26 protein-coding genes are annotated in these 24820 nt (G+C 64.9%); 8 read left to right on the forward strand and 18 right to left on the reverse strand.

Going from position 1 to position 24820, the window contains the following annotated elements:
* Complete coding sequence (locus AXW67_RS32065) at positions 1-474, reverse strand: MarR family winged helix-turn-helix transcriptional regulator (protein WP_027551650.1); 474 nt, start codon at positions 472-474, stop codon at positions 1-3.
* Between the two features lie 92 nt (positions 475-566).
* Between AXW67_RS32065 and AXW67_RS32070 the strand changes: the two genes are divergently transcribed.
* On the forward strand, positions 567-1793 hold the full coding sequence (locus AXW67_RS32070) for an MFS transporter (RefSeq protein ID WP_063681141.1): 1227 nt from the start codon (positions 567-569) through the stop codon (positions 1791-1793).
* 11 nt (positions 1794-1804) lie between these two features.
* On the opposite strand, the gene AXW67_RS32075 is transcribed toward AXW67_RS32070, so the two are convergent.
* Positions 1805-2713 (reverse strand): amino acid ABC transporter substrate-binding protein, encoded by a 909-nt coding sequence (locus AXW67_RS32075; protein WP_063681142.1) that lies wholly within the window; start codon positions 2711-2713, stop codon positions 1805-1807.
* A 307-nt stretch (positions 2714-3020) separates the two neighbouring features.
* On the opposite strand from AXW67_RS32075, the gene AXW67_RS32080 reads away from it, so the two are divergent.
* Positions 3021-4280, forward strand: a complete 1260-nt coding sequence (locus AXW67_RS32080; RefSeq protein ID WP_063681143.1) for an amidohydrolase family protein — start codon at positions 3021-3023, stop codon at positions 4278-4280.
* A gap of 74 nt (positions 4281-4354) precedes the next feature.
* Positions 4355-5560, forward strand: coding sequence for an amidohydrolase family protein (locus tag AXW67_RS32085; protein ID WP_063681144.1), 1206 nt, complete (start codon positions 4355-4357; stop codon positions 5558-5560).
* A 51-nt stretch (positions 5561-5611) separates the two neighbouring features.
* Here the strand turns inward: AXW67_RS32085 and AXW67_RS32090 are convergent, their stop codons facing one another.
* The 7 genes from AXW67_RS32090 to AXW67_RS32115 form a co-directional block, all read right to left on the reverse strand.
* The gene (locus tag AXW67_RS32090; RefSeq protein ID WP_063681145.1) at positions 5612-6538 is read right to left on the reverse strand and encodes a DUF1932 domain-containing protein; all 927 of its coding nucleotides are present in this window, start codon (positions 6536-6538) and stop codon (positions 5612-5614) included.
* On the reverse strand, positions 6538-7407 hold the full coding sequence (locus tag AXW67_RS32095) for a substrate-binding domain-containing protein (protein WP_063681146.1): 870 nt from the start codon (positions 7405-7407) through the stop codon (positions 6538-6540). The genes AXW67_RS32090 and AXW67_RS32095 overlap by 1 nt, the downstream gene beginning before the upstream one ends.
* Before the next feature lie 30 nt (positions 7408-7437).
* Positions 7438-8121 carry a 4-carboxy-4-hydroxy-2-oxoadipate aldolase/oxaloacetate decarboxylase gene (locus tag AXW67_RS32100; protein WP_063681147.1) on the reverse strand — a complete coding sequence of 228 codons (684 nt, stop codon included), beginning with the start codon at positions 8119-8121 and terminating at the stop codon, positions 7438-7440.
* Positions 8118-8831, reverse strand: a complete 714-nt coding sequence (locus AXW67_RS32105) for a PIG-L deacetylase family protein (RefSeq protein ID WP_063681148.1) — start codon at positions 8829-8831, stop codon at positions 8118-8120. Before AXW67_RS32105 ends, AXW67_RS32100 begins: the two co-directional genes overlap by 4 nt.
* A gap of 18 nt (positions 8832-8849) precedes the next feature.
* Positions 8850-9014 (reverse strand): hypothetical protein, encoded by a 165-nt coding sequence (locus tag AXW67_RS42905; RefSeq protein ID WP_161491312.1) that lies wholly within the window; start codon positions 9012-9014, stop codon positions 8850-8852.
* On the reverse strand, positions 9011-9895 hold the full coding sequence (locus AXW67_RS32110; RefSeq protein WP_063681168.1) for an amidohydrolase family protein: 885 nt from the start codon (positions 9893-9895) through the stop codon (positions 9011-9013). Before AXW67_RS32110 ends, AXW67_RS42905 begins: the two co-directional genes overlap by 4 nt.
* A gap of 170 nt (positions 9896-10065) precedes the next feature.
* Complete coding sequence (locus AXW67_RS32115; RefSeq protein ID WP_027551660.1) at positions 10066-10776, reverse strand: TetR/AcrR family transcriptional regulator; 711 nt, start codon at positions 10774-10776, stop codon at positions 10066-10068.
* A 118-nt stretch (positions 10777-10894) separates the two neighbouring features.
* Here AXW67_RS32115 and AXW67_RS32120 point away from each other — a divergent pair, with 118 nt between their 5' ends.
* The 3 genes from AXW67_RS32120 to AXW67_RS32130 all read left to right on the forward strand — a co-directional run bounded on the left by AXW67_RS32120 (position 10895) and on the right by AXW67_RS32130 (position 13761).
* The gene (locus AXW67_RS32120; RefSeq protein WP_063681149.1) at positions 10895-11872 is read left to right on the forward strand and encodes a tripartite tricarboxylate transporter substrate binding protein; all 978 of its coding nucleotides are present in this window, start codon (positions 10895-10897) and stop codon (positions 11870-11872) included.
* Positions 11873-11889: 17 nt separating this feature from the next.
* A complete protein-coding gene (locus tag AXW67_RS32125; protein ID WP_063681150.1) occupies positions 11890-12693 on the forward strand; it encodes an ABC transporter substrate-binding protein in 804 nt (267 codons plus the stop codon).
* A 144-nt stretch (positions 12694-12837) separates the two neighbouring features.
* Positions 12838-13761, forward strand: coding sequence for a PepSY-associated TM helix domain-containing protein (locus AXW67_RS32130; RefSeq protein ID WP_063681151.1), 924 nt, complete (start codon positions 12838-12840; stop codon positions 13759-13761).
* Between the two features lie 21 nt (positions 13762-13782).
* Here the strand turns inward: AXW67_RS32130 and AXW67_RS32135 are convergent, their stop codons facing one another.
* A complete protein-coding gene (locus AXW67_RS32135) occupies positions 13783-14928 on the reverse strand; it encodes a mechanosensitive ion channel family protein (protein ID WP_063681152.1) in 1146 nt (381 codons plus the stop codon).
* 126 nt (positions 14929-15054) lie between these two features.
* Between AXW67_RS32135 and AXW67_RS32140 the strand changes: the two genes are divergently transcribed.
* Positions 15055-16308, forward strand: a complete 1254-nt coding sequence (locus tag AXW67_RS32140) for a DUF763 domain-containing protein (RefSeq protein ID WP_063681169.1) — start codon at positions 15055-15057, stop codon at positions 16306-16308.
* Between the two features lie 22 nt (positions 16309-16330).
* Here AXW67_RS32140 and AXW67_RS32145 read toward each other — a convergent pair whose 3' ends face one another.
* The 4 genes from AXW67_RS32145 to AXW67_RS32160 form a co-directional block, all read right to left on the reverse strand.
* Positions 16331-16564 (reverse strand): hypothetical protein, encoded by a 234-nt coding sequence (locus AXW67_RS32145; RefSeq protein ID WP_027551666.1) that lies wholly within the window; start codon positions 16562-16564, stop codon positions 16331-16333.
* A gap of 115 nt (positions 16565-16679) precedes the next feature.
* The gene (locus AXW67_RS32150; protein WP_063681153.1) at positions 16680-17945 is read right to left on the reverse strand and encodes a cytochrome P450; all 1266 of its coding nucleotides are present in this window, start codon (positions 17943-17945) and stop codon (positions 16680-16682) included.
* A 70-nt stretch (positions 17946-18015) separates the two neighbouring features.
* The gene (locus AXW67_RS32155; RefSeq protein WP_063681154.1) at positions 18016-18342 is read right to left on the reverse strand and encodes a hypothetical protein; all 327 of its coding nucleotides are present in this window, start codon (positions 18340-18342) and stop codon (positions 18016-18018) included.
* Positions 18343-18449: 107 nt separating this feature from the next.
* Positions 18450-19223 (reverse strand): ferredoxin--NADP reductase, encoded by a 774-nt coding sequence (locus tag AXW67_RS32160; protein WP_063681155.1) that lies wholly within the window; start codon positions 19221-19223, stop codon positions 18450-18452.
* A 155-nt stretch (positions 19224-19378) separates the two neighbouring features.
* Between AXW67_RS32160 and AXW67_RS32165 the strand changes: the two genes are divergently transcribed.
* On the forward strand, positions 19379-20575 hold the full coding sequence (locus AXW67_RS32165; protein ID WP_063681156.1) for an amidohydrolase family protein: 1197 nt from the start codon (positions 19379-19381) through the stop codon (positions 20573-20575).
* A gap of 264 nt (positions 20576-20839) precedes the next feature.
* Here the strand turns inward: AXW67_RS32165 and AXW67_RS32170 are convergent, their stop codons facing one another.
* Genes AXW67_RS32170 through AXW67_RS32185 form a run of 4 tightly spaced genes read right to left on the reverse strand, consistent with a single transcriptional unit; the run spans position 20840 to position 24686 of the window.
* Positions 20840-21295 (reverse strand): MarR family winged helix-turn-helix transcriptional regulator, encoded by a 456-nt coding sequence (locus AXW67_RS32170; protein ID WP_027551671.1) that lies wholly within the window; start codon positions 21293-21295, stop codon positions 20840-20842.
* A 12-nt stretch (positions 21296-21307) separates the two neighbouring features.
* Complete coding sequence (locus tag AXW67_RS32175) at positions 21308-22012, reverse strand: ABC transporter ATP-binding protein (protein WP_063681157.1); 705 nt, start codon at positions 22010-22012, stop codon at positions 21308-21310.
* On the reverse strand, positions 22009-22800 hold the full coding sequence (locus AXW67_RS32180) for an ABC transporter ATP-binding protein (RefSeq protein WP_063681158.1): 792 nt from the start codon (positions 22798-22800) through the stop codon (positions 22009-22011). The genes AXW67_RS32175 and AXW67_RS32180 overlap by 4 nt, the downstream gene beginning before the upstream one ends.
* On the reverse strand, positions 22797-24686 hold the full coding sequence (locus AXW67_RS32185) for an ABC transporter permease (RefSeq protein ID WP_063681159.1): 1890 nt from the start codon (positions 24684-24686) through the stop codon (positions 22797-22799). The genes AXW67_RS32180 and AXW67_RS32185 overlap by 4 nt, the downstream gene beginning before the upstream one ends.
* Positions 24687-24820 lie beyond the last annotated feature (134 nt).

The raw sequence follows: 24820 nt of genomic DNA on the forward strand, positions 1-24820 counted from the left end.
CTACTTCGCCTCTGGAAGAAACTTCGCGTCATGCAGGCGACTGGCCCGCTGTTCGATGCGCTGGAGCGTCTCGAAGGTTATCGCAAGTTCCTCGGGCCCGATATCCTTGAGCAGGCTTGCCCGCACCCGGCGCAGCACCCGGTTGGTCTCCTCGACCTTGGCCTCGCCCGCTTTCGTGAGATGTAGCGTTTTGGCACGCCGGTCGGTCGGATCCTCGCGGCGTTCCACCAGGCCCTCGGCCTCGAGCAGGTCGATCAGCCGGACCAGCGACGGCCCCTCGATCCCCAATTCATCGGCGAGCACGCCCTGGCGCACGTTTTCGCCCTGACGCGACAACACCAAAAGCGGAATCGCGGTGGCATAGGACAGTCCGTGCTCGGACAGCGCCTGATCGGATTCGCGGCGCCAGATACGGCCGAGCCGCGTAATGAGCCGGCCGATCTCGGCATGGATATGGGCCTGCGACGGAGCCATGCAAATTAGATATGACACGAACTATTAGCTTGCAACTATATAGTCGGGCATAGGCCAGGCGATCACGAGAAAGCGAACGAGGACAGCGCGATATGAGCCCGGGTTCCGCGGCAGAGGCACGGGAGACGGTAGCAGGCGAAAGCGCGCTGACGCTGGTGCCGACCTTCGTCGTCGTGGCCGTGGATGCCACCGGAATGGGCATCATCCTGCCGCTGCTGCCGTTCTATTCGCAGCGGCTCGGCGCCACGCCATTCCTCCTTGGCGCGCTGATCTCGGCCTATGCCGTCTGTCAGCTCATCGCCGGCCCCATAGTCGGCATGCTCTCGGATCGCTATGGCCGCCGACAAGTCCTAGTCGTCAGCCAGATCGGGACGTTCGTCGGATTCGTGCTGCTTGCGCTCGCCGGCAACCTGACGCTGGTGTTTTTGGCGCGCATCATCGACGGCCTGACGTCAGGCAACATCTCGGTCGCGCACGCCTATGCCGCAGAGCACAGCGCGCCCGCAACGCGCAAGCAGGCGCTCGGCATGACCAGCGGCGCGATCGGAACGGGACTGCTGGTCGGCCCAGCGCTGTCGAGCCTTCTTGTCCGCTACGGCGAAACCGCGCCGGTGTGGGCCGCGGCCGCGCTCTCGTTGATCAGCATCCTTGCAACGATCGCCCTGCTCCCGCCCGACCATCCGGCGGCCGAGCCGCTCTACCAGCACCGTGTCCCCGAGCCGACGCTGACCCGCTCCATGCTCGGCATGCGCTACGCCTGGCGGCTGCTCGGCCTGCTCATCGTGTTCTTCTTCGTCAACTCGATGTTCCTGTCGCAGATCGGGCTGTTCCTGTCGGCACGGTTTTCCTGGGACGGACATCCTTTCGGCGCACGCGAGCTCGGCTGGATGTTCGCCTATGCCGGCTTCATCAACATGATCGTCCAGGGCCTTCTGATCACCCGCGCGAACCTGCTCGCGTCCGACCGGAGCATCGTCGTGGCGGCGTTCGCCTGCATGGGGCTGGGATTTGCCGGCCTTGCGGCCGGGAGCAGCATCGGCCTGCTCGCGATCGAGCTGACGCTGATCATCGTCGGCACCATGTTCGCCCGCAGCACGCTGACGGCTGAGCTGTCGCGCAGTACCGCGATCAACCGCCAGGGCATGATCATGGGCCTCAATCAATCGCTGATGTCCGGCGCGAACATCAGCGCCCCGCTCGTCAGCGGCGCGCTGATCGGCCATCGGCTGTTCGTCGCCTGGGCGCTGGTGATGGCTGTGATCGCGGCCATCGGCGCGGCGCTGGCGGGGCAGCTGCTCGACACCCCGCGGACGCGCTAGCGCCCTCGCCTTTAGTTCACCACGTAGACCTCCGGGTCGAAGCTCGAGCTCGGCTTCTTGAAGGCATTGCGCAGAGCCGCCGACATCGGGACATTGTAGTTGAGGCCGTTCGGCGGCGTCGGCGATTGCAGCCACTTCTTGTAGAGCACCTCGATCTCCGGGCTCGCATAGAGTTCCGCGGTCGCGCGGTCGGCGAGCGCCTTGAACGGCGCATCCTCCCGCCGCAGCATGATCCCGTAGGGCTCGGGCTTCGAGAAGGTCTCCTCGCTGATCATGAACAGCGACGGCTCCTTCGATCGCGCGACGGCGACTGCAAGCTGCACGTCGTCCAGCGCGTAGGCCTGTGCACGGTCGGTCTCCAGCAACAGGAAGGCCTCTGCCTGGTCCTGGGCCGGCATCACTTTGATGCCGAGATTACGCTCGGTGTTGACCTTGGCGAGTTGCGTCAGATTGACCGATCCCGCCACCGCCGTGACCGCCTTGCCCTTGAGGTCGTCGATCGTGTTGATCTTTGCGGCCTTCTTGGCGGCGAACCGCGTTGCGCTGAGGAAATGCGTATTGGTGAAGGCGACCTGCTTCTGGCGATCGGCATTGTTGGTCGTCGCCGAGCAGTGCAGATCGAGGGTGCCGTTGACCATCAGCGGAATGCGATTCGACGACGTCACCGCAAGGTAGTCCACGGCGATGTCGGGCATGCGAAGGTTTTTCTTCACGGCATCCACGATCTTGAGGCAGATATCCATGGCGAAGCCGACCGGCTTCTGATCTCCGTCCAGATAGCTGAAGGGAACGGAAGCCTCCTGATAGCCCAGCGTGATCTTCTTCGTCTCCTTGACCTTCTGGAGCGTCCCCGAGAGATCTTCGGCCGAGGCGGCACTCGCAAGACAGGTGACGGCCAAGAGAACGGTCGGTAGACGCATCGGGTGCTCCTAAGGGATCATCACCTGCGCCTCCATAGCGAAGCGCAGTCGCGCAGGTGATAGCCCAGCAGCGGAACAATCGCCAGACCAGGCTGCGTCTACCAGATATCGCGCTTTTCTATGGATTATGGCGAACGAGGCCTGCGCGCGCCTCAGAATCAACTAGCAGTATATATGCCGGCTCCCGCTCAGCGCGCGGCGGCAGCAATTCGCGCGTAAATCGCTTCCGCAGTGGCGCGACTGCCCACAATTTAGTGCTGCCTCTACCCGCAGCTTTCGCTAGGCTAGCTCACCTGAATCCGACGCCATGACCACCCAGACCGCCTACGACCTGATCTTCCGTAACGCGCTATTGCGATCATCCGCCACACCCGTAGATATCGGCGTGAAGGGCGGGCGGATTGCCGCGATCGAGCCCACACTTTTCTGCGAGGCCATCGAAATCGATATCGGCGGCCGAGTGGCCCTGCCCGGCTTCGTCGACACCCACATTCATCTCGACAAGGCCTGCCTGCTGGGCCGCTGCGACCACGATCACGGCAGCCTCGGCGATGCCATCCGCGCCGTATCGGCGATGAAGCGCGACTTCACCGTGGAGGACGTCTATGCGCGCGGCGCCCGGGTGATCGAACGGGCGATCGTTCATGGCACGACGCGCATGCGTACGCATGTCGAGATCGACCCGCGCATCTCCTTGCGCAGTTTCGAGGCCGTGAAGGCGCTCAAGCGCGACTATGCCTGGGCGCTCGATCTCTCTCTCTGCGTCTTTCCGCAGGAAGGCCTGACCAACGATCCCGGCGGCGAGGAGCTGCTGGTCCAGGCGCTGCGCGACGGCGGCGGGGTCATCGGCGGCTGCCCCTATACGGACACCGACCCGCACGCGCATCTCGAACGCATCTTCGATCTCGCGCAGGCGTTCGATGTCGACGTCGATCTTCATCTCGATTTCGATCTCGATCCGTCCTGGTCGCACCTCGATGAAGTCTGCCGGCTGACCGAGCGGCGCAACTATGGAGGCCGCGTAGCCATCGGCCACGCCACAAAGCTCTCGGCGCTGCCGCCGGAGCGCCTGAAATCCGTCACGTCACAATTGGCAAGAGCCGGCATCGCCGTCACCGTGCTGCCCGCCACCGATCTCTATCTGATGGGACGCGAAGCCACCCACAATGCCCCGCGCGGACTGACGCTCGCCCACAAGCTCGCGGCCGACGGCGTCGTGTGCTCGGTCGCAACCAACAATGTGCTCAATCCCTTCACGCCGTTCGGCGATGCCTCGCTGCTGCGGATGGCGAATTTCTACGCCAATGTCGCACATGCCTCCGTCGCCGATTTCGACACCTGCCTCGATCTCGTCACCGAGCTACCGGCGCGCCTGATGAACCTGACGGACTACGGCATCAAGGTCGGGAACCCTGCCGACCTCGTCGTGCTCGACACGCAGGACAGCCGCTTCGCCATCGCCGAGCTTCCGGACATCGTGATGGGCTTCAAGAACGGTCGGAAGACGTTTGAGCGGCAACGGCCGGCACTCTTTCACCCCTCACGGCCGTGCGGCGCGCGCGCCTGATTTTTTGCGCGTATTGTGCAGCAACCAGAGCTGCGCAACTATACAGCCAAGACAAGACAAAGAGGATGAGCGGGATGACCTTCGACACGATCTTCCTGAATGCCCGCTTCGACGGCGGTTCCACACACCACATCGCGGTCAAGGACGGCCGCTTCGCCGCAATCACGACCGCCGACGAACACCCCGCCGCGACAGAGACGATCGACCTCGGCAACGCCCTCGTCGTTCCCGGCTTTGTCGAGGGTCATATCCATCTCGACACCAGCTTCTATGGCGACGCCTGGCGGCCGCACAAACCATGCACCAACGGCTTCGACGTGCGCGAGCGCGTCGCCTTCCAGGCCCAGAACATGGCCGAGGCCGCTCCGATGGATGTTCGCGCGCGCAACCAGCTCGATCTCTGCATCGGACATGGCTCCACGCAGATGCGCAGCCATGTCATGGTCGACGGTTCGGTCGGCCTGAAATCGCTCGAGACGATCCTGCGCGTGCGGGAGGAATACAGGGGCCTGATCGACATCCAGCTCGTCGCCTTCCCGCAGAGCGGCATTCTGGCGAGCCCCGGCACGCCGCAATTGCTGGACGAGGCCATCAGGCTCGGCGCCAACGTCGTCGGCGGGCTCGATCCCGCGAGCTTCGATCGCGAAGTCGAGAAGCATCTCGACGTCGTCTTCGGCGTGGCCGGCAGGCACGGCGTCGATGTCGATATTCATCTGCACGACGCCGGCACGCTCGGAGCTTTCGAGATCGAGCAGATCGCGGCGCGCACGCGCGCGCTCGGCATGGAAGGCCGTGTCGCGATCAGCCACGCTTACGGGCTCGGCGACATCACGCTCGATCATTTCAAAGGTATCGCCGACATCCTCGCCCGCTCCGGCGTCGCCATCATGACCAACGCGCCCGGCGCCCGCCCCTTCCCGCCGGTCCTCACCTTACGCAATGCCGGCGTGACCGTCTTCAGCGGCAACGACAACATTCGCGACTCCTGGTGGCCTTATGGCGACGGTGACATGCTGCGCCGTGCGACGACCATCGGCTACCGCTCGGGCTTCAAGGTCGACGAAGAGCTGCGTGTCGCTTTCGATGTCGTCACCGAGGCCGGCGCGAAGGCGCTTCGGCTCGAGGGTTACGGCCTTAAGGTCGGCGCAAAGGCCGATTTCGTGACGTTGAATGCGGAGCATGTGCCCGAAGCGGTCGTCGCTTGCCCGGCGGCGCGCTCAGTCTACAAGGACGGCAAGCTCGTCGCATCGAATGGCAAGATTGTCGAGAAGCGCAAGTGACGGTCTCGCGCGCGACGAAGTCACGGGCCATCGCGGCGGCAAGGTGCTGAGCTAACGGCTCGTCTTTCGATTGATCCTCGCCAGGATGCGGTCCGCCTCGGTGCGCCAATCGGCGCTGCGGGCGAACTCCTTCGTCCCCTTCGTGCCGAACAAACCCTCATCGGCGAGATCGGCGACCCATGCCTGCCGCTCGGCGGTGCCCTGCGCCGACCATGGCGTCAGCCCCGCCTCGCGCACGGTCTCGGCAACTTCGCGGACCTCTTCTGCACGGCGGCGGCCGTGCTCGATCACGCGCTGGAAGAAATAGGCGCCCTGCTTCTCCCAATTGATGCCGGGAAAGGTTTCGGTCAGCGACGCCAGAACCGAATCCTCGACGCCATAGGCGCGCGCGGTCGTAAAACTCTCGATGACCATGGCCTCGAGGCCCTTGATCATGATGCTGCGGCACATCTTGACAGCCGATGAAACGCCGAGGTTGTCGCTGGCGACCTTGGCCGCAAAGCCGATCGCGTTCAGCAGCGGCTCCAGCTCCTTCGCGCCGGGGCCGCCGAGCAGAAGCGGCACCTTGATACGATAAGGCGGCACCGAGGTCATCACAGCGCCTTCGACATAGCGCCCGCCGGCCGCATCGATCAGCGCGGCGGCACGCTGCTTGGCACCGGGCGAAGCCGAGTTGAAATCGAGGAACCAGGTGCCCTGGTTGACCGATGCCGCACAGGCTTTCGCCACCGGCACCGCCTGGCTGGCGGTGACCGCGGAGACGATGAAGTCGGATTTGGCGGTCAGCTCGGCATGGGAGCCTGCGAGCGCGACGCCGAATTTCGCCGCATGCTCCTTCAGCGGCGCGCCCTGCTCGCCTCCGAGCTTGATGTCATGGGCGGCGACCCTGATGTCCTGCTGGCGCAAATCCTCGGCCAAAATCCTGCCGACCTCGCCGTAGCCCACGAGCCCTATCTGCCAACGCCTCGGATCCAACATCAGTTCAACCTTCTGGTGGTCTCGTCAAACAGCTCGTCGACGCTGAAACGTCGCGGGATCAGCGCCTGCTGAAACGCGTAGTCGATGATCAGCTCCAGCGGCTTGCGATTGGCCTCGACGCCGAACGGCAGGAGGTCGGGCGTCGCGGCCGCGCCCATCTGCGTCTTGTTCTGCTTGAGAAGATCATAGACTCCCGCAACGACGTCCGCGTGCGATTTCGCGAGCCGCTCGGTCACGACCACGAGATGATTGACCGGAACGACGCCGCGCCGGGCGTACCATTTCGCGGCTTCCGCGGCCGGATCAGGGAATAGCGGCTTCAGCCGCGGATCGTTCGAGGTCTCGCCGAGAACGGCGTCGAGCTCGCCATCGAGCAGCATCTGCTGGATCTTCTTGTCCTTCGGCGCGCGCTCGGTCGTGTCGACATATTCGGCGACGTGCGGATCCTCGAACGTCACCCAGCGGATATTGTCGAGATTGACGCCGTAGTCGTTGGCGAGAATGCCCCTGATCCAGGCGCCCGTCGTCGTCGTGAACGAGCGGATGCCGACGCGCTTGCCTTCGAGATCGGAAGGCCCGAGCGTTCCGCGCTCGGGATTGTACAGCGCATACGAATGCTGGAAGCGCGCGAGCATGGTTGCCGGGAGCAGCACCAGCGGCTTGCCATGCGCTTTCGCCATCAGATAGGTCACGATCGCCATCTCGCAGACGTCGAACGCCTGCTCCCGCACCATCGGCTTGAATGCCGTGTTGGTCGGCGTGTACTCGATGAAGTCGAGATCAAAGCGGTCGGAGCGGAGCTCACCGCTCTTCACCGCCTGGACATGGGGGTGACTGCCGAGCACGACCCGCAGCTTGAGACGATCCATCCGATCACTCCGCTTCTCTTGCTTCGCCGCTCAGACGTCCTCGGGATTGTCGACATAGACAAGCCCGGCTTTGGCCAGCGCCTCGCGCATGTTGTACATGTCGAGCCCGAGCTCGCCCGAGGCAAGGCGCGTGCGTTTGCCGCCCTCGTCCGCGTTGCGCTTCTTCGCCTTCTCGGCGACTTCAGCGGCGTAGCGCTTCGGCACCACCACCACGCCGTCGTCATCGGCCACGATGATGTCTCCAGGATCGACGTTGACCCCGGCACAGACCACGGGGACGTTGACCGAGCCGAGCGTCGCCTTGACGGTTCCCTTGGCGGAGACCGCGCGCGACCACACCGGAAACTTCATCTCGTGCAGCGCTTTGACGTCGCGGCAGCCGGCATCGATGATCAGCCCCTGCACGCCGCGGGCCTGGAGCGAGGTCGCGAGCAGCTCACCGAACATGCCGTCGGTATTGTCCGTGGTGCAACCGACAACGAGAATGTCGCCCTTCCTGCACTGCTCGACCGCGACATGAATCATCCAGTTGTCGCCGGGCTGCGCCAGCACGGTGACGGCGGGACCGGCAATCGCCGCGCCCGGCCAGACCGGCCGCAAGTACGGCTTCATGAGGCCGACGCGGCCATAGGCCTCGTGCACGGTCGAGACGCCGTATTCCGCCATCCCGGCGGGATCGGCGCGCTTGATGTTGCGAACGACGACCGGCTTCATGCCAGGACCTCCTCGACCGTCGGGAACAGACGCTGATAGGCCTCGCCATAAGTCATGGGCACGCCGGTGTTGCGGCTGCCCTGGATGCCGCGGTTGAGCGCGACACGCTCGTAATAGCCCCAGAGATGCTTTTGCGCAGCGAGCACCTGGAACGCCTCGTACTTCTCCTTCCAGACCTCATCGATCTTGAGGATCAGGTTCGGCTTGAAGTTGCACATCTCCGGCTGGTGCGGCTCGAACAGGAACACGGGGGGCGCGGAATATTTGTACTGCGCGCCGGGCTTGTGGCCCATCGCCTGCGCCACGACGCGGGTCTCCTGGGCGAAATGCGCCGCGTTCGGATGATCGAAATTGTAGGGGTCTTCCAGCGCGTGCGTCAGCACGAAGCTCGGATTGAGCTCGCGGTAGATGTCGACCATGCGGTCGAAATGCGCCTCGGTCAGCTTCAGCGGATAGTCGCCGCAGTCGAAGAACTCGATCTCGGCGCCGAGCAGCTTAGCCGCCCGCTCCGCCTCGTCCTTGCGGCCGGCCTTCACCGACTCCAGCGTCGCGCCCTTCTCCTTCCAGGCGAACTGGCTTTCGCCGCGCTCGCCAAAGGACATGCAGACGATCTTCATACGAAAACCCTTCTTCGCATGCAGCGCGATGGCGCCGCCGGCACGCCAGACGAAGTCGCCCGGATGGGCGGTGATCACGAGACCTGTTTTCATGGGACGAACTCCCCTCTTTCATTCGTAAGCATCATAGGTTGCCGGCTTCATGCAGGGAGCAAGTCCGCAAGCCGCGGCGGCCACGGGTTCCTCTCCGTCGGCCGCCATGGCGATGAGCACCTGGATCCAGAGCTCCTTCCACCAGGCGCGGCCACGCGGCTTGTCGATCGCGAGCGCCGTCATGCGTCGAACCCGAACAGGCGCGCCGGATTACCGACCAGGATCTTCTCCTGGAATTCTGCCTCCGGCGCGAACAGCGGGATCAGGTCGACGAGGTCGCCGTCATTTGGCATCACCTTGACGTTCGGATGCGGCCAGTCGGTGCCCCAGATGACGCGATCCACCGCCGTCTCGACGATTTTGCGCGCGAAGGGCACGGCATCCGTAAAGGGCGGTCCGGCTGAGGACACCCGCTCCGAACCGCAGATCTTGACCCAGCATTTCTCGTCATGCTGCATCAGCTCGATCAGGATCTTGAACGGAAGCTGGTCGAGCCCGTCGGAAGCCTTCACCCGGCCCATGTGGTCGACGGCGTAGCTCAGCGGCAGCTTGGCCAGCATGTCCGCATATTCGGGCAGATCGATTGCATCGAAATGCAGGTCGATGTGCCAGCCGAGCGGCGCGACCATCGCGATGACGCGGTCGAACACCCGCTTGTCGGGAACGCCGCCGAGATGGCGGACGAAATTGAAGCGGCAGCCGCGGAAGCCCCCCTCGTGCAGATCGCGCAGGCCCCGCTCGGTAATGGTGTCGTCGATATTGGCCACGGCGCGATAGGCGCCGTTGCTCTGTGCGATGGCATCGAGCGCGACCGTGTTGTCGGTGCCGTGAACGCTGGCATTGACGATGACGGCGCGCTCCACGCCAAGCTTGGCATGCAGCGCCCGGAAATCCTCGAGCGGCGCATCGGGCGGTGTGTAGGAACGGTCCGGCGCATAGGGGTATTTCGCCCCGGGCCCGAAGATGTGGCAATGCGCGTCGCAGGACAGCTTTGGCAGCTTGAACTTCGGCGAGCGCGTGTTCGGATCGGGCGGCGGAATGGTCGGCGTGTACTTCATCGTCATCATCAGGTGAATTTGAACAGCCGCGCCGGATTGTCGACCAGCAGCTTCTGCTGTCTGGCGATGCCGGACAATAGCTGCAAGCACTCCCGCCTGTTCATGTCATCAACACCCACTCAAGTCGTCCGCTTGCGAGCGGAAACGCTACCCGCGCCTCCGCTCGACGGTTTCTTTCAAGTCTTGCTGCTTGCGACCGTGCGCCGTCGCGCGGGCGCCGTCTGATCGAGCGCCGGCGCCTGGAACGCGGCGACTGTGGCCTGCACGAGCTGCTCGATGGCACTGGCGGCATCGCTGCCGTCTGCCTCGCCGCGCGACAGGCGCGAGACGCGCTCCGGCGTCACCAGCGAGTAATAGAGTGCGCCGAGCAGGAAGTGGCTGCGCCAGACGATCTCGGTGCGCGGTATGTGCGGCAGGCTTTCGTGGATCGCGTCGATGAAGGCGTGGCTGGTGTCGTCGAAGGTCTGCGCGATGATCCGCCGCGCGACCTCGTTGCCTTCTGCCGACATCACGGCACGCAGCCGCGTGAAACGCGCCCCGCCCCCGGCAAGGTCGCTACCCGAGGTGAAGGCCGGCACGACATAGGCCCGCACGATCGCTTCCAGCCGGTCCTGGAGATCGCGCACGCGCTTGGCGGCCGCGAGCAGCTCGGAACGGCGCAGATTCATCGGCCCGCAATGACGCCGGTAGATCTCCAGCAGCAGGCCGTCCTTGGTCTTGAAATGATAGGTCACGCTGCCGGGATTGGCCCCGGCGGCCTGCGCGATGTCGCGCACCGACACGGCGTTGAAGCCGTTGGTGGCGAACAGCTCCTCGGCCGCCGCGAGGATCGCCTCGCGCATGTTCGGCTTGCGGGCCGTTTCCTTGCTGGTGGGCTTGCGTACCATGTGATTTGTACTATCGTACAAAAGATCAGGTCTCGTCAACAAAAACCATGGGCAACGTCCGGGGCGGCTCGGAAAGACCGCCGCGGGGAAGCGAATGCCCTTACGGAGTGCTGGGAAAATGCTGGGTTTGAACAAGAAGATCGGCGGTCTGCTGCTCGGTGCCGGGCTGCTGCTGGGAAGCGTCAGCGCGCAGGCGGAGAATTATCCGAGCAAGCCGGTCCACATCCTCGTGCCCTACGCGGCCGGCGGCGCGGTCGACGTGCTCGCACGCACGCTCGGCCAGGCGCTCGCGAAGACCTGGGGCCAGCAGCCCGTGATCGACAACCGTCCCGGCGCCGGCGGCATCGTCGCCTCGCAGGCGCTGACGCAAGCCGCCCCTGACGGATACACGCTGATCCTGGTCGCGAGCGGCCATCCGCTCAACCAGTTCATCTATCCGAGCGTGCCCTACGACACGTTCAAGGACTTCACCGCGATCACCGAAGTGGCGTCCTCGCCGCTTGCGATCGTGGTGGCGAAGGACAGCCCGTACAAGACGCTCGGCGATCTCCTCGCCGCCGCCAGGAAAGAGCCGGACAAGCTCTCCTACGGCATGTCCGGCAACGGCACCTCGGCGCACCTCGCCGGCGAGCTCCTGAAATACATGTCCGGCACCAAGATCGTCGCGATCCCCTACAAGGGCGGCGCGCCGGCGCTGACCGCAGTGATCGCCGGCGAGATTCCGCTCAGCATCAATCCGCTCGCGGAAGCCATCGGCCAGCTCGAAGGCGGTCCGGTGCGCGCGCTCGCAGTGACCTCGGCGGAGCGCTCCAAGGCGCTGCCGGACGTACCGACCGTCGCTGAGTCCGGTGTCCCCGGCTACGACGTGTCGGTCTGGTGGGGTGTTCTTGGCCCGGCAAAAATGCCGCCGGAGATCGTGGCGAAGCTGGAGGCCGATTTGAAGGCGGCGCTGCAGGATCCAAGCGTGCTGTCGACACTCGGCAAGATCGGCGCCGCCCCGGTCGGCTCCTCCGCCAAGGATTTTGACGCCTACATGCACACTGAAGCGACCAAGTGGGAGCCGGTGCTGAAGGCCGCCGACATCCGCGCGCAATGAGCCGAGCTCTTCACACAATGACCTTATCTCATCCGCGGCGCCTTGCAGGCGCAGTCCTCCTCGCACTCGCATTTGTCGGGCTGTTCGGCGCGACCGCCAGGGCCGATGAGGAAGCAAAAATCCTGGCGCCGAGCGGCACGTTGCGCGTCGGCATCTATCCGGGCAGCCCGACCTCGATGGTGACTGATGCCAGCGGAAAGCCGCACGGCCTGAGCTACGATCTCGGCGGCGAGCTGGCAAAGCGGCTCGGCGTTGCCGTCGATTACGTCAGGTTTCAGCGTGTGGCCGACATCGTCAGCGCGATCCATGACGGCCAGGTCGACTTCACCGTGACCAACGCCACGCCGGCCCGCGCCAAGGAGGTCAGCTTCAGCCAGCCCGTGCTGGCGATCGAGCTCGGCTATCTCGTTCCAGCGAACTCGCCGATCGGCAAGGTCGAGGATATCGACCGGCCCGGCGTGAAGATCGGCGTCACCAAGGGCTCGACCTCCGAGCGAACGCTGCCTGCGAAATTCAGCAACGCAACCATCGTCCCTGCCGAAAGCGTCAAGGTCGCGATTGCGATGTTCGGCCGCGGCGAGATCGATCTCTACGCCACCAACAAGCCGACGCTGTTCGAGATGTCCGACCAGATGCCGGGCGCGCGGATTCTCGACGGCAATTGGGGCCTGGAGCACATGGCGATCGCGATCCCCAGGGGACGCGAGGATGCGCTTCCCGTGCTCAACCGCTTCGTCGCAGAGGAGCAGTCATCCGGCGCGCTGGACACAATCCAGCAACAGGCCGGGTTACGCGGCGCGAGCAAGGCCAGGCGCGAATGAGTTGCACTCGCGCGATGCACCTGGTGCGCGGCGATCGCGCTGAACTTTGATGCCGATTGCTGCAGATCAACGCATCGACATGGACAAAGCGTCATTTGTCTTTTCCACCGTGCTGCGCGAGCAACAGCATGCCGGAGACGACGAATGAGCAAGCCCGCAATGTTGACACTCCATCGCTGGATCACGCTGGTCTTTGCCCTTCCCCTGCTCACGATCATCGCCACCGGCCTGATCCTGTCCTTTGAGCCGATGGTACAAGCCAGCAGCGTCGGCGGTTCGGCAATCGAGGCTGCGCGCCTCGTCGAACTGGTGCAGCGGCACGATCCTGACGGCAAGGCGCGCGGCCTTTCGATCAACGCGGGCGCGCAGCGGGTGACGCTGCAAGGCGCCGGCGCCTCGGTGATCGACCTCGCGACCGGCCAACCGGCGACCACCGGATCATCGCTCTCCGATATCTTCCTGTGGGCGCGCTTCACGCATGAGCGCCTGTTGGGTCAGGCCTGGCTGGTGACCACATCGACGATCGCCATGGTCGCAATCATGCTGCTCGGCATCCTCATGGGACTGCCACGCCTGCGCAACACGCTTTCCGGATGGCACAAGGGAACGGCATGGTTCACGCTGCCACTGATCCTCTTGAGCCCGCTGACCGGCCTGTGCATGGCGTTCGGCCTGACCTTTCAGGTCGGGCCTGCTCCCGCGGGCGGCGGACGTACAGTCACCCTGCCCGACGCCGTTCGCATGGTCGCCGCCTCTCACGAACTGTCGCATGTGATTTCCATCGGCGCGCGCGGCGGACGCATGATGGCGCGCATCTATGAGGACGGCGAGCTGCGCGCCTATGCGATCGGGCCGGCCGGTGTCACGGCGCTTCCCCGCAACTGGCCTCGCCTGATCCATGAGGGAAACTGGTCGGCCATGATCGCGTCGCCCTTGAACGTCGTGATCTCGATCGCGCTTCTGACGCTGCTGTCGACCGGCCTCGTGATCTGGGCGCGGCGAAAACTGCGCAAACCGCGATCGCGCCGCAGCGGACAAGCCGGCGCGGCCGTCGCGCCAGCCGCCTAGTCGGGCCGAGGCCCGCCGCATTCAATTGTGCGCGTGCGCCCGCATCTCCTCCTCCGGCGCAACGGCGGGGCGCAGGAATTCATTGTCGTCACCGCCCGACGGGATCAGGATCGCACGCTCGCGCGGCAGGGCTTCCGGCATCTCGTCGCGAATGAAGGCGATGAGCTTCTCCCTCATCTCGCAGCGCAGGTCCCAGGATTGCGGCGCGTTTCTGGCGCTGACGAGCGCCCGCAGCTCGATGGTGCGCGAATCTGCATCGATCACCTGAAGATTGACCACCGCGCCATCCCATAGCCTGGAGCCCTTCACCGCCTCCTCGAGCCAGCGCCGGATGCGCGTCACGTCGGCGCGGTAATCGACATGCAGCGCGATCACGCCGATCAGGGACGCGGTGTCGCGCGTCCAGTTCTGGAATGGCTTTTCGATGAAGTAGGACAGCGGCACCACCATACGGCGCCAGTCCCAGAGCCGGATCACGACATAGGTCGAGGCGATGTCCTCGACCCAACCCCACTCGTTCTCGATGATCACGGCATCCTCGATCCGGATCGGCTGGGTGATCGCGATCTGCACGCCGGCGATCAAATTGCTGAGCAATGGTCGTGCGGCAAGACCAACGATGATGCCGGCGGCGCCGGCGGAGGCGAACAGGCTGACACCGTACTGTTTCACAGAGTCGAACGTCATCAGAGCGGTGGACACCGTGATGATAATGATGATCGTATCGGTCACGCGCTTGAACACGCGAACTTGCGTGACGTGCTTGCGGGCGATGAAGTTCTCGGTAACATCGCGAAAATTCTGGAGATAGCGCGCCGCGCTCATGTCGACGACCCTGATCGAGATCCATCCGATCAGGGCAATGAAGGCGACGACAAACATGCGCGCCAGCGGCGTGCGGATCGAATCGTCGAGCGGTGCGAGCGGCAGGACCAGCGCCACTGCGGCAAGACACAGCGCCATGCGGGCTGGCCCGGCCGTACGCTCGACGAACACGTGCATGAGTGGGAAGCGGACCCCGAACGTGCGGTTGAGGAGCCACACCGCGACCCGATAGGCAGACAGGGCCAGCAGGGTCGCACCGACGATCAGTCCGAGACCGATGATCCATGAGGGTACCCAGCCAAGCATCTTCTCGATGTCAGCCATCAAAACCTGCCGATTCATCCCTGTCCCCGCATTGCCATTCGCACTTGCGCTCAACGCGTTCCCGCCGGCTTCGCTCCCCCGCCCTGTGCAATGCAGTATTCCCTCGGTGCAACCGTCGCCGAACTGCGCTACTTTGAAGCAATCATGACTCGACGTACCGGCAGCGCCGATCTTCCCTTGCACAGCGGACGGGTTCCGCCGTGGCTTGCGACCCGCATGGCCTCGCTCGGCGCGGTCGTTACGCAGGCGATCGTGCACCATTACGGGCGCGATGCATTCCTGCAGCGGCTCTCGCATCCGTTCTGGTTCCAGTCGTTCGGCGCCGTGATGGGGATGGACTGGCACTCCTCCGGCATCACCACTTCCGTGATCGGCGCGCTGAAGCGCGGGCTCGGACCGATCCAGGATGAGCTCGGCATCTATGTCTGCGGCGGCCGCGGGCAGCATTCGCGCAAGACGCCGGACGAGCTGCTGCTGCTCGGCGACCGCGTCGGATTCGATGGCGCGAAGCTCACCCGCGCCAGCCGCCTGGTGGCAAAGGTCGACAGCGCGGCGGTCCAGGACGGGTTCGACCTCTATCTCCACGGCTTCTTCGTCACAGCCGACGGCAAGTGGACCGTAGTGCAGCAGGGCATGAACGGCGACAAGCGCCAGGCCCGGCGCTATCACTGGCACTCCGGGGCGTTGAAGAGCTTTGTCGATACGCCGCACAGCGCGATCGACGGCCCCGAGCAGGGCGAGATCGTCAACCTCACCGACCATCGCGCCGAACTCTCCCGCACCGCCCAGCTCGAACTGTTGACGGATCTCGGCCCCGACCGTCTCGTCTCGGAGTTCGAGCGGATCAACGGCACCGAACCGGCGCCGGCGCAGGGCATGCTGCCGCATCTGATCATGCCGGCGCATCACGATGTCAGGCCGAAGGACGTGTTCGCGCGGCGCCTGCACGGCACGCTTGCTGCGGCGGCCGAGCGCGGCCCGGTCGATTTCCCCGAACTGTTGCTGACGCCCGGCGTCGGCGCGCGCACCGTGCGCTCGCTTGCGATGGTCGCCGAGGTCGTGCACGGCGCGCCGTTCCGCTTCACGGATCCCGCGCGCTTCTCGCTCGCCCATGGCGGCAAGGACCGCCACCCCTACCCGGTCCCGATCAAGGTCTATGACGAGACCATCCGCGTTCTGAAGGGCGCGATCCAGAACGCCAAGCTCGGGCGCGAGGAGGAGATGCAGGCGATCAAGCGCCTCGACGATCAGGCGCGACGGCTCGAGCGGACCGCCCGCGGGCCGTCGGTCGAAGCCTACATCGCCGGGGAGCGCGCAGCCTCACCCGACCTCGACGGCCGGTCCGTATTCGGCTGGGAGCGCGATCTCGTCGCTTCGAAAAAGTCGACAGGCTCCTGAGGAAACCCTTCAGGACGATCGCCTACTCTTCGGCCTCCTCGTCGTCGGTGAGCCGGTTGGCCGAATGGTCCTGATATTGTTCGGTCTGGATGAATTTTCCGTCCAAGCCGCGAATGTCGGAATGCTGCGCCTTGTCGCGGTTCGACAGGATCATGTTGTCGCCTATCTTGTCTTTCGGGATGTCCGTAAAAGCACCGTTCCCCGCACCCTTGCCGTGTGTCCCCGCTCCGATATGCGTCTTGCCTCCGTTGGGCATGGATTGCTCCATTGTCTGTTGTCGGCATTGGATCAACGCCCGCACAACGGAGATTGTTTCGCGGATGCATGGCGGAACGCTGGATCGCGGTTCCCTGCGATCCGCAGGATCGCTATCAACCGGCGAGCAATGACTCGACTTTGGTCGCGGTGGCGTCTGCCTGGCGGCTTCCGCCAGAATCGGCAACGACGGGCAATTTCGCGATCGCGCGGAGACCCGGCCGTTTCCGCCAATGAACCTGCGTGGGCTCGACCGCGAGGCCAAGCCGCGGCCATCGCACGAACAACGCCTCAAGCGCGCAAGCAGCCTCGATACGCGCGAGCTGATGGCCGAGGCAGAAATGGATTCCCGTACCGAACGAGATGTGGCGGTTCGGCTTGCGTTCGAGATCAAGTTTCTCGGGATCATCGTGCACCGCCGGATCCATGTTCGCCGCCGCGAGCATGACCATGACGCGGTCGCCCTTCTTCAGACGCACGCCTTCGAGCTCGACATCCCGGCGAACATAGCGCGGCTTGGAGAATTGCACGGGCGAGACGAAGCGCAGGAATTCCTCGACCGCCAGCCCGACGCGGCTCCAGTCCTGTTCCAGCCAGTCGCGGAGGCCGGGATTCCTGAGAAGCTCGTAAACCGAGCCACTGATGAGATGCATGGTGGTCTCGGAGCCGGCCGCAAGCAGCAGAAATACCATGGACACCATTTCATCCGGCGTGATCTGGCCGCGCTCGCGCTCGACCTGGACCAGTTCGGCAATCAGGCCCTCTCCGCCCTGCACGCGCGCGAGCTGCAACTGTTCTTCGAGATAGCCTCGCATCTTGCGGAACGAGAACACCAGTCGATAGAATCTGACGATGTTCGTCAGCGAGGTCATTGCATTGGCCCAGGCGATGAAGCGGGGGCGATCGGCCGCCGGCAGGCCGAGCAACTCGGAGATCACCGATATCGGCAGGATGCGCGCGTAGCGCTGGACTAGATCGGCCGGGCTTCCTTGCGCGAACAGCTCGTCAGCGAGACCATCCGCGATGGCGCGAATGCGCGGCTCCATCGCGACGATCGCGCGGCGGCGGAAAGCTTCGTCGACGATGCTGCGCAGCCGGGTGTGGTCCGGCTCGTCCATAGTCAGCATGTTGTTGGCGATGGTCCTGACGAGTCTCGGCATCCACCAGCGTAAACCCGCGACGTCGCCATCCTCCTTCCGCAGCGTGAAGGTCGTGCTGTCCTTCAGCACCTGCGCGGTGGCGTCGTGGGTCGTGGTGATCCAGACCTCACCAACGAGAGGAAATCGCGTCGCGACCACGGGGCCGGACGCTCGCAAATCCGCGATCGCCTGGGGCGGATCGCGGAAGAAAGCCTCGCTGGTGAAATCGAGGCGCGGTGCCATGGGATCACCGGACTGGTTGGTGGCGCCTCACCCAGATGGTGCGCGGCGCTGCCGGCGCAAGGGGCCGGAACTATCCCCGTCCCGTCGAGCGCGGGCCGGTCTTGCGCTGCTGCTGGTTGGTGTAGGCGTCCCAATGGCTCCAGCTGCCATTGCTCAGGCTTTGCAGATCGGTGGCGAGGGGGCGGCGCGTGCGTTTCTCGTAATCGGCGATCAAGCGCTCGGACTGCGCGATCTTGCGCTGGAGTTCCGTGATCTCGTTCTGGGTCTGCCCGCTTCGCTTCGAGGTCGCGATCTCGCCCATCGTGAAGCGCGCAGTCTCGAGCGCCTTCAACTCGGCGCGATTCTTCTTCAACTGAACCCGGTGCCAGGCGATGTTGCTGTCGCTGTCCGCAACCATGTGGGAACTCCGCTGATTCGTTCCCACATAGTATCGTGCCCCGATTCGGCGCCGCAACGGGCGCCAAGCGGCGAAAATGCGGCCTTATTGCGCAGAACCCCCGCGAATCAGCGTTCGGCGAAGGCCTTTTCGACCACGAACTGGGCCGGCTCGCCGTGATTGCCCTCGACGAAGCCGCGCTCGGTCAGTAGCACGCGGGTGTCGGCGACCAGCGCCGGGCTGCCGCAAATCATGACTCGGTCATGCGTCGCTTCCAGCGGCGGCAGGCCGATATCAGAGAACAGCTTGCCCGAGGTGATGAGGTCGGTGATGCGGCCGCGGTTGCGGAAGGGATCGCGGGTCACGGTCGGATAGTAGATGAGTTGGGCGCGGATGTAGTCGCCGAGCAGCTCGTCGTTCGGCAGCTTCTCGGTGATCATCTCGCCATAGGCGAGCTCCCTGACGTGGCGGCAGCCGTGCAGCAGCACGACCCTCTCGAAGCGCTCATAGGTCTCGGGATCCTTGATGACGCTGAGGAACGGCGCGAGCCCGGTGCCGGTGCCGATCAAATAGAGGTTGCGGCCCTCTTCCAGGTTGTCGATCACCAGCGTGCCGGTGGCCTTGCGGCTGACGATGATCTCATCGCCCTCCTTCAGGTGCTGGAGGCGCGAGGTCAGTGGACCATCCGGCACCTTGATCGAGAAGAATTCGAGCGTGTCCTCGTAATTGGCGCTGGCGACGCTGTAGGCCCGCAGCAGCGGCTTCTCGCCGACCTTGAGCCCGATCATGGTGAATTCGCCGTTGCGGAAGCGGAAGGTCGGGCTGCGGGTGGTCTTGAAGCTGAACAGCGTGTCGGTCCAGTGATGGACGCTCAAAACGCTTTCCTGGTTGAAATTGCTCATCTCACCTTCCCTGTCGCTTCCATGCGGTTCCGAGGCGGGCAGCTATGCGTCGTTTGTACACGATCATTCGTATACTAATGAATAATCCTGCTTGATCCCGCGGTCAAGGCTGCCCAAGATCGAAAGCGTTGCAGTTAGGAATGAGGAGCCCTTCCATGGCGCATGACGCACCCCAGGCCACCGGCCCTTCGAAGCTGGTGATCCGCAATATCGGCCTGATCCTGTCCGGCGCGCTGGAAAAGCCGATCCTCGATGGCGACACCATCGTCGCCGAGAACGGCAAGATCACCGCGATCGGCCGCTTCAAAGACTGCAACATCGAGGGCGCGACCACCATCGTCGACGCCAACGGCACCACGGTCGCGCCGGGCCTGATCGACAGCCACGTCCACCCCGTCGCCGGCGACTGGACGCCGCGGCAAAACCAGATCAACTGGATCGACAGCTACCTCCATGGCGGCGTTACCACCATGATCTCGGCCGGCGAAGTGCACATGCCCGGCCGTCCCCGCGACGTCGTTGGTCTCAAGGCCATGGCGGTGTTCGCGCAGCGCGCGTTCTGGACACTGCGGCCCGGCGGCGTGAAGGTTCACGCCGGCGCGCCCGTCATCGAATGCGAGATGGTCGAGGAGGACTTCAAGGAGATGGCCGCCAACGGCGTGAAGCTGCTCGGCGAGGTCGGCCTTGGCGGCGTGAAAGACGGCCCAACCGCGCGGAAAATGGTCGGCTGGGCACGCAAATACGGCATCCAGAGCACGATTCACACCGGCGGCCCCTCGATCCCCGGCTCCGGCCTGATCGACAAGGACGTGGTGCTGGAGGCCGACACTGACGTCGTCGGTCACATCAACGGCGGCCACACGGCGCTGCCCGACGACCAGATCCGCTGTATCTGCGAGGGCTGCAAGCGCGGGCTCGAGCTCGTGCACAACGGCAACGAGCGCTCGGCCCTGTTCACGCTGCGCACCGCGCGCGAGATGGGCGATCTGCACCGCGTCATCCTCGGCACCGACGCGCCGGCCGGCTCCGGCGTGCAGCCGCTCGGCATCTTGCGCATGGTCTCGATGCTGTCTTCGCTGGGCGAACTGCCGGCCGAGATCGCCTTCTGCCTTGCCACCGGCAACACCGCGCGGATGCGCGAGCTCGACTGCGGCCTGATCGAGGTCGGCCGCTCCGCCGACTTCGTCATCATGGACAAGGCGCAGCATTCGCCCGGCAAGAACATCCTCGAGAGCGTGCAGCTCGGCGACCTCCCCGGCATCGGCATGACCATCATCGACGGCATCGTGCGGACCCAGCGCAGCCGCAACACGCCGCCAGCGGGGAAAGTGCCGGAAGTGGTGGCGAAGTAGACCCGGCGTAAGCTTGAGACCCGTCATCCTGAGGCGCTCGCCTTGCAAAGCAAGGCTGGCCTCGAAGGATGGGCGGCCGAGATGCAGCCGGGCCGTCGCCCTTCGAGGGCCGCTAAAGAAGCGGCCACCTCAGGGTGGTGAGAGAGCAGAATTCACCGCAGTATCGTAGGGTGGGCAAAGCGAAGCGTGCCCACCATCGCCACCATACTCCGGAAGTCGTGGGCACGGCGCTAACGCGCCTTTGCCCACCCTACGACACCGGCGTCACCGCAGCTTGTTCAACAGCGCCATCAGCGTCTCGCGCTCCTTGGCATCGAGCGGCGCCAGCGTCTCGCGGGTGATTGCGAGCGCATTCGGCGCAACCTTCTCCGCGAGCTGTTGCCCGGCGCGCGTCAGGCTGACCACCAGCCGGCGTCCGTCCTCGGGATCCTGGCTCGTCTCCGTCAAGCCGCGCGCACTGAGCCGGTCGATCACGCCCTTGATGGTCGCGACGTCCATCGCCGTGAGGCGGCCGAGCTGGTTCTGCGAGCACGGACCGGTCTCGGCGAGCTTCGACAGCGCCGCCCATTGCGTCGGCGTCAGGTTGGTGCCGATGTCGCGCGCGAAGATCGCGCTGTGGCGCTGCCAGACCTGGCGCAGGATGAAGCCCACCTGCTCGTCGAGCACGTAAGACGATTTTGCCGGCTTGACGTTCTTCTTGACCGCGACGCTTCTCGCCATTGCCCCCGCCCCTCACAACGACAGATGCGCGTCGCGGATGTCCGGACGCGCGTCGAGCTCGGCCATGGTGCCGCCAAAGCAGATGCGGCCGCGCTCGATGATGTAGGCGCGGTCCGAAATCAGCCGCGCAAAGTGCAAATTCTGCTCGGAGACGACGATGCTGACGCCCTCCTTCTTCATGGTCAGGATCGCATCGACCATCTGCTCGACGATCTTCGGTGACAGGCCTTCGGACGGCTCGTCCAAGAGCACCAGCGTCGGATTGCCCATCAGCGTGCGCGCGATCGTCAGCATCTGCTGCTCGCCGCCGCTCATGCGCCCGCCCGGACGGTTGCGCATCTCGCTCAAATTCGGGAACAGCGCGAACAGCTTTTCGCGCGTCCAGTATGGCGCATTCGCCCGCTTCGGCTGACGGCCGACCGCGAGATTCTCCTCGACCGTCAGATCGGTGAAGATGCGCCGCTCTTCCGGCACATAGCCGAGCCCGCCGCGCACGATCTCATGCGTCGGCCGCGCCGTGACGTCCTTGCCCTCGAACATGATGCGGCCGGAGCGCTGCGCCACCAGGCCAACGATCGAGCGGAACGTCGTCGACTTGCCGGCGCCGTTGCGCCCGAGCAGCGCCACCACCTCGCCCTCGCCGACCTCGAAGCCGATGTCGAACAAAATGTGCGCGGGGCCGTAATGGCTGTTGAGCCCCTCGACTGTGAGCTTCATGTCGCGGTTCCCTCGCGGTGGCGGGCGTCGTAGACGAGGCCCTCGCCGAGATAGACCGCCTGCACCTGCGGATTGCCGCGCACCTCGGCCGGCGAGCCCTCGGCGATCAGCGTGCCGCGGTTGAGCACGATGATACGGTCGGCATGCTCGAACACCACGTCCATGTCGTGTTCAGTGAAGAGCACGCCGATGGATTTCTCCCGCGCGATGTTTGCCGTGAGCCGCATCAGGTCGACGCGCTCGCGCGGCGCCATGCCGGCGGTCGGCTCGTCCATGAGCAGGAGCTTTGGCTGGTTGGCGAGCGCCACGGCAAGCTCGAGCCGCTTGAGGTCGCCATAGGCGAGCTCGCCGCAAGGACGGTCCGCATAGCCACCCATGCCGACCAGCTCAAGCAAACGGCCGGCCTCGTCGCGATCGAAGTGCGGCGCCGAGCCCCAGAGGTTGAACAACTGCTTCTGATGCGAGATCAGCGCGACCTGCACGTTCTCACGCACGGTCATGGTCGCGAAGGTCGCCGTGATCTGGAAGGTACGCCCAACGCCGAGCCGCCAGATCTCGCGCGGCTTGTTGCCGGTGACGTCCTCACCGTTGAGACGAACGTGCCCCGAATCCGGCTTGTTCTGGCCGTTGAGCATGTCGAAGCAGGTGCTCTTGCCTGCACCGTTGGGTCCAATCAGCGCCAGAATTTCGCCGGCGCGCAGCGAGAACGAGACGCCGCGCACGGCGTGGATGCCGCCATAGGACTTGGTCAGGCCTTCGACCGCGAGAAGTGGGGGGGCGACGCTCATTCGGCGGACTCGATCGGCTTGGCAAGCAGGGCTGATCCCGGCGGTGACGCGTTCCTGCGCCGCTGCGCGAGCATCTCCAGCATCCCGACGATGCCTTTGGGGAAGACGACCACGATGAGAACGATGAAACCGCCGAGCACCAGCTTCGACAGATCGGTCTGGCTGACCAGCCAGATGTTGAGCGCCTTGTAGACGATTGCGCCGACCACCGCGCCCGATACCGTCTCGACGCCGCCGAGCAGCACCATGACCAGCGCATCGACCGAGAGCGAGATGCCGAGATTGTCCGGGAAGACGCTGCCCTTGAGATAGGCGAACAATGCGCCGCCGATGCCGGCGGTGGTCCCCGCGATCACGAAGGCGGTCCACTGGATGCGCTTGGCGTTGATGCCGATCGCCTCGCTGCGCAGGGCAGAGTCACGCGTGGCCCGGAGCGCGTAGCCGAATGGCGAGAACACCGCGATCCGCAGGGCAACCGTGACGATTGCCGCGACGCCGAGCGCCAGCCAGTAGAAGTGCGACGGGCTCGCCGCCCATTTCTCGGGCCAGATGCCTAGAATGCCGTTATCACCGCCGGTCACGCTCACCCACTGGAACGCGATCGACCACACGATCTGCGCGAAGGCGAGCGTCAGCATCGCGAAGTAAACCCCGGAGAGCTGCACCGCGAAGAATCCGAACACGGCGGCGCCTAAGCAGCCGAGCAGCGGCCCGACCAAGAGGCAGACGATCATCGGCAGCCCCGCCATCTTGGCGAGGAAGGCGACGCCGTAGGCGCCAAGGCCGAAATAGGCGGCGTGACCGAAGGACGCGAGCCCGCCGACCGACATCAGGAAGTGCAGGCTGACGGCGAAGATCACGAAGATCGCGATCTCCGAGCCGACGGTCAGCGCGTAGTTGCCGGCCAACAGCGGCAGCATTGCCGCGACGACGAGCGCTGCGAGCGCGGCCAGCCGCTCATTCGACGTCAGCGGCCGCCAGGGATTGACGGTGAGACCGGGCGTCTTGCGCGCCGGCGCCTCGGGCCTTCCGAACAGGCCCCAGGGCCGCACGATCAACACCGCCGCCATCACCAGAAAGACGAGGATGATCGAGATTTTCGGGAAGATCAGGATGCCGAAGGCGTTGAGCTCGGAGACCAGCACCGCCGCGACGAAGGCGCCGACGATGCTGCCGAGGCCGCCGATCACGACCACGACGAAAACCTCGACGATGATGCGCAAATCCATGGCGTGATGCACGGCATCGCGCGGGATCTGGAGCGCGCCGCCGAGCGCGGCGAGGAACACGCCGACTGCAAACACGCTGGTGAACAGCCATTTCTGATTGACGCCGAGCGCCGAAACCATGTCGCGGTCCTGCGTCGCCGCACGCACCAGCACGCCCCAGCGCGTGCGCTGGAATAGCAGCCAGAGAATACCGAGCACGACCGGCCCCAGCACGATCAGGAACAGGTCATAGCTCGGGATGTTCTGGCCGAAGAAATCGACCGCACCCTTGAAGCCCGGCGCGCGGCGGCCGAGGAGATCATCGGGGCCCCAGATCAGGACGACGAGGTCCTCGACCATCAGCGTCAGGCCGAAGGTCGCCAGCAGCTGGAACAACTCGGGCGCGTGATAGATGCGCCGGAGCAGCACCATCTCGACCAGGACGCCGATCAGCGCCACCGTGAGCGCAGCAGCGACGATTCCGCCCCAGAAGCCGAACGCGCCGGCGAAGCGGTCCGTCAGCGTGAAGGCGATGTAGGCGCCGATCATGTAGAAGGCGCCGTGCGCGAAATTCACGATCCGCGTCACGCCGAAGATGATCGACAGGCCCGAGGCCACCAGGAACAGCGACGCTGCGCTGGCGAGACCGGTCAGAAACTGTACGACATAAAAGGCCATCGGCGGTCCGGGTTAGGTTTCGGTGCGCTCCCAGCGCGGGGAGCGAGAGCTTCGTAGGCTTTCGTAGGGTGGGTTAGCCTTGCGACTGCGCGAATCGCGCAGTTCGCTAGGCGTAAACCACCTCTTCTCGCGCG

The organism is Bradyrhizobium neotropicale, assembly GCF_001641695.1.
GTDB lineage: Bacteria > Pseudomonadota > Alphaproteobacteria > Rhizobiales > Xanthobacteraceae > Bradyrhizobium > Bradyrhizobium neotropicale.

Excerpts from the sequence above, each read along its gene's own strand:
- AXW67_RS32080 (WP_063681143.1), top strand. The coding sequence starts at position 3,021 with ATGACCACCCAGACCGCCTACGACCTGATCTTCCGTAACGCGCTATTG.
- AXW67_RS32100 (WP_063681147.1), bottom strand. The coding sequence starts at position 8,121 with ATGAAGCCGGTCGTCGTTCGCAACATCAAGCGCGCCGATCCCGCCGGG.
- AXW67_RS32165 (WP_063681156.1), top strand. The coding sequence starts at position 19,379 with ATGGCGCATGACGCACCCCAGGCCACCGGCCCTTCGAAGCTGGTGATC.
- AXW67_RS32105 (WP_063681148.1), bottom strand. The coding sequence starts at position 8,831 with ATGAAAACAGGTCTCGTGATCACCGCCCATCCGGGCGACTTCGTCTGG.
- AXW67_RS32175 (WP_063681157.1), bottom strand. The coding sequence starts at position 22,012 with ATGAAGCTCACAGTCGAGGGGCTCAACAGCCATTACGGCCCCGCGCAC.
- AXW67_RS32160 (WP_063681155.1), bottom strand. The coding sequence starts at position 19,223 with ATGAGCAATTTCAACCAGGAAAGCGTTTTGAGCGTCCATCACTGGACC.
- AXW67_RS32140 (WP_063681169.1), top strand. The coding sequence starts at position 15,055 with ATGACTCGACGTACCGGCAGCGCCGATCTTCCCTTGCACAGCGGACGG.
- AXW67_RS32090 (WP_063681145.1), bottom strand. The coding sequence starts at position 6,538 with ATGTTGGATCCGAGGCGTTGGCAGATAGGGCTCGTGGGCTACGGCGAG.
- AXW67_RS32155 (WP_063681154.1), bottom strand. The coding sequence starts at position 18,342 with ATGGTTGCGGACAGCGACAGCAACATCGCCTGGCACCGGGTTCAGTTG.
- AXW67_RS32170 (WP_027551671.1), bottom strand. The coding sequence starts at position 21,295 with ATGGCGAGAAGCGTCGCGGTCAAGAAGAACGTCAAGCCGGCAAAATCG.
- AXW67_RS32125 (WP_063681150.1), top strand. The coding sequence starts at position 11,890 with ATGACCTTATCTCATCCGCGGCGCCTTGCAGGCGCAGTCCTCCTCGCA.
- AXW67_RS32075 (WP_063681142.1), bottom strand. The coding sequence starts at position 2,713 with ATGCGTCTACCGACCGTTCTCTTGGCCGTCACCTGTCTTGCGAGTGCC.
- AXW67_RS42905 (WP_161491312.1), bottom strand. The coding sequence starts at position 9,014 with ATGACGGCGCTCGCGATCGACAAGCCGCGTGGCCGCGCCTGGTGGAAG.
- AXW67_RS32135 (WP_063681152.1), bottom strand. The coding sequence starts at position 14,928 with ATGAATCGGCAGGTTTTGATGGCTGACATCGAGAAGATGCTTGGCTGG.
- AXW67_RS32115 (WP_027551660.1), bottom strand. The coding sequence starts at position 10,776 with ATGGTACGCAAGCCCACCAGCAAGGAAACGGCCCGCAAGCCGAACATG.
- AXW67_RS32150 (WP_063681153.1), bottom strand. The coding sequence starts at position 17,945 with ATGGCACCGCGCCTCGATTTCACCAGCGAGGCTTTCTTCCGCGATCCG.
- AXW67_RS32085 (WP_063681144.1), top strand. The coding sequence starts at position 4,355 with ATGACCTTCGACACGATCTTCCTGAATGCCCGCTTCGACGGCGGTTCC.
- AXW67_RS32145 (WP_027551666.1), bottom strand. The coding sequence starts at position 16,564 with ATGCCCAACGGAGGCAAGACGCATATCGGAGCGGGGACACACGGCAAG.
- AXW67_RS32065 (WP_027551650.1), bottom strand. The coding sequence starts at position 474 with ATGGCTCCGTCGCAGGCCCATATCCATGCCGAGATCGGCCGGCTCATT.
- AXW67_RS32095 (WP_063681146.1), bottom strand. The coding sequence starts at position 7,407 with ATGGATCGTCTCAAGCTGCGGGTCGTGCTCGGCAGTCACCCCCATGTC.
- AXW67_RS32180 (WP_063681158.1), bottom strand. The coding sequence starts at position 22,800 with ATGAGCGTCGCCCCCCCACTTCTCGCGGTCGAAGGCCTGACCAAGTCC.
- AXW67_RS32185 (WP_063681159.1), bottom strand. The coding sequence starts at position 24,686 with ATGGCCTTTTATGTCGTACAGTTTCTGACCGGTCTCGCCAGCGCAGCG.
- AXW67_RS32130 (WP_063681151.1), top strand. The coding sequence starts at position 12,838 with ATGAGCAAGCCCGCAATGTTGACACTCCATCGCTGGATCACGCTGGTC.
- AXW67_RS32110 (WP_063681168.1), bottom strand. The coding sequence starts at position 9,895 with ATGACGATGAAGTACACGCCGACCATTCCGCCGCCCGATCCGAACACG.
- AXW67_RS32120 (WP_063681149.1), top strand. The coding sequence starts at position 10,895 with ATGCTGGGTTTGAACAAGAAGATCGGCGGTCTGCTGCTCGGTGCCGGG.
- AXW67_RS32070 (WP_063681141.1), top strand. The coding sequence starts at position 567 with ATGAGCCCGGGTTCCGCGGCAGAGGCACGGGAGACGGTAGCAGGCGAA.